The following is a 3,596-nucleotide window of genomic DNA, read 5'->3' as shown; positions in this document are numbered from 1 at the left end:
CGAGCCCGGCGGGCGCCCCGCGGGGGGCGTGCGCGGCGCGGCGACGGGCGGTCGCCGCGCCGGTACGTAAAGAGTCTTTACATCAAGGTAAAACGCTCACCGGGTCGAACGGCGAACGGGCCTCGGAATCGCCAAGACCTCGCCATTAATCCCCAGGCCGCGGTGCTTTCCACCCCTCCGGGTAGTGCAATGGAGGAGTGGAAAGGAGACGGTATGAATGAGCGTGTGGGTACCGTCGCGGCCCATGAGGCGTATGCCTTCGCCTGCATGAGGTGCGGGCACGGCTGGGAGCAGTCGTTCGACATAGAGCACCACGTCGATGACAAGGGGGGCCAATTTGTTGTGTACAAGTCGGACGGTAAAACCGTTCCGTCGCCGCTGACCAGTCCGAGCTGCCCGACGTGCGACGGGCACGTCGTGCGGATCATGAGGTCGGGCCAGGTGTCGGGCTACCGCGAGCTGACCCGTTCCTACGGCATGGCGGGCCTCGCCGGCCCGCCGGCGGGCGCGCAGCCGCTGCACGACCGGGCCCAGGCGGTGCGCGCCGAGGAGGCGGCACAGGGGCCGCTGGCCGGCGCGGGAACCGCCTCGCCATACGACCCGGCCGCCGAGGCCCCCGACCACGTCACCCAGCCGTGGCACCTCCCGCACCCGCACCTGCCGGGTTTCCTGCGCAACCTCCTGCACCACTAGCGCGCGAGCCCGCACCCCCTCCGGCCGCGGACGGGCGGGCGCGACCGGCCGCCGGGCGCGCCCGCCCGTGCTCGTAGGATCGCGGCATGAGTTCGAACGCAACGCCGCCCCCGCTGCCCACCCCCCTCCGGGTGGCGGTGGCGGACTCGCACACGCACCTGGACATGCAGCAGGGCACGGTCGAGGAGGGCCTGGCCAGGGCGGCGTCCGTCGGCGTCACCACGGTGATCCAGGTGGGCTGCGACCTGGAGGGCTCGCGCTGGGCGGCCCGCACGGCGTCGGAGCACGACTCCGTGCACGCGGCCGTGGCCCTCCACCCCAACGAGGCCCCCCGCCTCGCGGCGACGGGGGACCTGGACGACGCCCTCGCGGAGATCGCCGCGCTGGCCGCGCTGCCCGAGGTCAAGGGCGTGGGGGAGACGGGCCTCGACCACTTCCGGACCGGTCCGGAAGGACGCGGGGCGCAGGAGCGCTCGTTCCGGGCGCACATCGAGATCGCGAAGCGCCAGGGAAAGGCGCTCGTGATCCACGACCGCGACGCGCACGCAGACGTGCTGCGCATTCTGGAGGAGGAAGGGGCGCCCGAGCGCACGGTTTTCCATTGCTATTCGGGTGACGCGGAAATGGCGAAGGTGTGCGCCGCCGCCGGATACTTCATGTCCTTCGCGGGAAATGTCACGTTCAAGAATGCGCAGCCCCTGCGGGACGCCCTGGCGGTGGCGCCGGAGGAACTCGTCCTCGTGGAAACGGACGCTCCTTTTCTCACGCCGGCGCCGTTCCGCGGCCGGCCGAACGCCCCCTATCTCATTCCGGTGACCCTGCGCGCGATGGCCGAGGTGCGGGGGGCGGACGAGGACGCCTTCGCCGCGGCCGTGGCCGCGAACACGGCACGTGCCTTCGGATACGAGCTTTAGGCTTGTGCGGTGAGTACCACTGAGCCCGCCGGGGCGGCACCCTCCGGCCCCGACTCCCTCCTCGGTCCCGGCGACGTACGGGAGCTCGCGGCCCGTCTCGGCGTCCGCCCGACCAAGCAGCGCGGGCAGAACTTCGTCATCGACGCGAACACCGTCCGCCGGATCGTCCGCACGGCGGGCGTGCGGCCCGACGACGTGGTGGTCGAGATCGGCCCCGGCCTCGGCTCCCTGACGCTCGGGCTGCTGGAGAGCGCGGAACGGGTCGTCGCCGTCGAGATCGACGACGTGCTCGCGGGCGCGCTGCCCGGGACCGTCGCGGCGCGGCTGCCGGAGCGGGCCGGGCGCTTCGCGCTGGTCCACTCCGACGCGATGGACGTGACGGAGCTGCCGGGCCCCGCGCCCACCGCGCTCGTCGCGAACCTCCCGTACAACGTGGCCGTGCCCGTCCTGCTGCACATGCTGGAGCACTTCCCGAGCATCGAGCGGACGCTGGTCATGGTCCAGGCGGAGGTGGCGGACCGGCTGGCCGCCGCGCCCGGTTCGCGGGTGTACGGCGTGCCGTCGGTCAAGGCGGCCTGGTACGCGGACGTGAAGCGGGCCGGCTCCATCGGCCGCAACGTCTTCTGGCCGGCACCGAACGTCGACTCGGGTCTCGTCTCCCTGGTGCGCAGGCAGGAACCGCTGAAGACGCACGCCACCCGGGCGGAGGTCTTCGCGGCCGTGGACGCCGCGTTCGCCCAGCGCCGCAAGACCCTGCGCGCCGCGCTCGCGACGTGGGCGGGCTCGGCCCCCGCGGCGGAGGCGGCGCTGGTGGCGGCCGGGGTGTCCCCGCAGGCCCGGGGCGAGGCCCTGACGGTCGAGGAGTTCGCCCGGATCGCCGAGTGCAGGGAGGCGGGCGCTTGAGCGGGGACCGCACGGCCACCGACGGACCGGCCGTGAACGGACCGGGCGCCGGGCAGGGGCCGGGAGGCGCGCGGGACCTCGCGCGCGCGACGACGTCGGACGGTACGGAGGACGCAACGGTGGGCGGCGCGGCGCGGGAACGGGAAAGGGACCGGGCGGGGGAACAGGTGCGGGAACACGTGCGGGTGCGGGTGCCCGCCAAGGTGAATGTGCAGCTGGCGGTCGGCGGGGCGCGCCCCGACGGCTTCCACGGCCTGGCCAACGTCTTCCTGGCCGTCGGCCTGTACGACGAGGTGACCGTCGCGCCCGGACCGGCCGGCGCCGGCCCTCTCGTCACCTGCACCGGGCCCGACGCGGACCAGGTGCCGCTCGACACCACCAACCTCGCCGCCCGCGCGGCCCTCGCCCTGGCCGGCCGCCACGGACTCGAACCCGACGTCCGCATCCACATCGAGAAGGACATCCCCGTGGCGGGCGGCATGGCCGGCGGCAGCGCGGACGGCGCCGGCGCGCTGCTCGCCTGCGACACCCTCTGGGGCCTCGGCACGCCCCGGGACGAGCTGCTCGCGCTCTGCGCGGACCTGGGCAGCGACGTCCCCTTCAGCCTGCTCGGCGGGGCCGCCCTGGGCACCGGGCGCGGCGAGCAGCTGACGGCGCTGCCCGTCGGGGGATCGTTCCACTGGGTCTTCGCCGTGGCCCACGAGGGGCTCTCGACGCCCCGGGTCTTCCAGGAGTTCGACCGGCTGACCGCGGGGACCCGCGTACCGGAACCGGCCGCCGACCCGGCGCTGCTCGGGGCCCTGCGCGACGGCGACGCCCCCGCGCTCGCGAAGGCGCTCGCCAACGACCTCCAGCGGGCGGCGCTGTCCCTGCGCCCCTCCCTGCGCGAGACCCTCGACACCGGCACGGAGGCCGGCGCGCTCGCCGCGCTCGTCTCGGGCTCCGGCCCCACGACGGCGTTCCTGGCCGAGGACGCGCGCGCGGCGGGGGCGATCGCCGGGGCGCTCCTCGCGTCGGGCACCTGCCGCACCGCCCGCGTCGCCGAGGGCCCGGCCCGGGGCGCGGTCGTCCTGCCCTGACCGGCCG

Annotated in this window: 4 protein-coding genes; all 4 read left to right on the top strand. The window is 74.8% G+C overall.

The features are described 5' to 3' along the window. Positions 1-213: 213 nt before the first annotated feature. Positions 214-693, top strand: a complete 480-nt coding sequence (locus tag L1885_RS25485) for a hypothetical protein (RefSeq protein ID WP_235799517.1) — start codon at positions 214-216, stop codon at positions 691-693. An 86-nt stretch (positions 694-779) separates the two neighbouring features. Beyond that, positions 780-1,607 carry a TatD family hydrolase gene (locus tag L1885_RS25480; protein ID WP_235799516.1) on the top strand — a complete coding sequence of 276 codons (828 nt, stop codon included), beginning with the start codon at positions 780-782 and terminating at the stop codon, positions 1,605-1,607. A 9-nt stretch (positions 1,608-1,616) separates the two neighbouring features. Further along, positions 1,617-2,510 carry a 16S rRNA (adenine(1518)-N(6)/adenine(1519)-N(6))-dimethyltransferase RsmA gene (rsmA, locus tag L1885_RS25475; RefSeq protein WP_235799515.1) on the top strand — a complete coding sequence of 298 codons (894 nt, stop codon included), beginning with the start codon at positions 1,617-1,619 and terminating at the stop codon, positions 2,508-2,510. Between the two features lie 167 nt (positions 2,511-2,677). Continuing rightward, positions 2,678-3,589 (top strand): 4-(cytidine 5'-diphospho)-2-C-methyl-D-erythritol kinase, encoded by a 912-nt coding sequence (locus tag L1885_RS25470; protein WP_235799518.1) that lies wholly within the window; start codon positions 2,678-2,680, stop codon positions 3,587-3,589. The last annotated feature ends 7 nt before the right edge of the window (positions 3,590-3,596 follow it).

The sequence above is a fragment of the Streptomyces fuscigenes genome (assembly GCF_021556455.1).
Taxonomy (GTDB): domain Bacteria; phylum Actinomycetota; class Actinomycetes; order Streptomycetales; family Streptomycetaceae; genus Streptomyces; species Streptomyces fuscigenes.
Note: the sequence above shows the minus strand (reverse complement) of the source record. Positions and strands in the feature narration are given on the sequence as shown.

Coding starts and splice junctions, on each gene's coding strand:
- L1885_RS25485 (WP_235799517.1), top strand. CDS start 214: ATGAATGAGCGTGTGGGTACCGTCGCGGCCCATGAGGCGTATGCCTTC.
- L1885_RS25480 (WP_235799516.1), top strand. CDS start 780: ATGAGTTCGAACGCAACGCCGCCCCCGCTGCCCACCCCCCTCCGGGTG.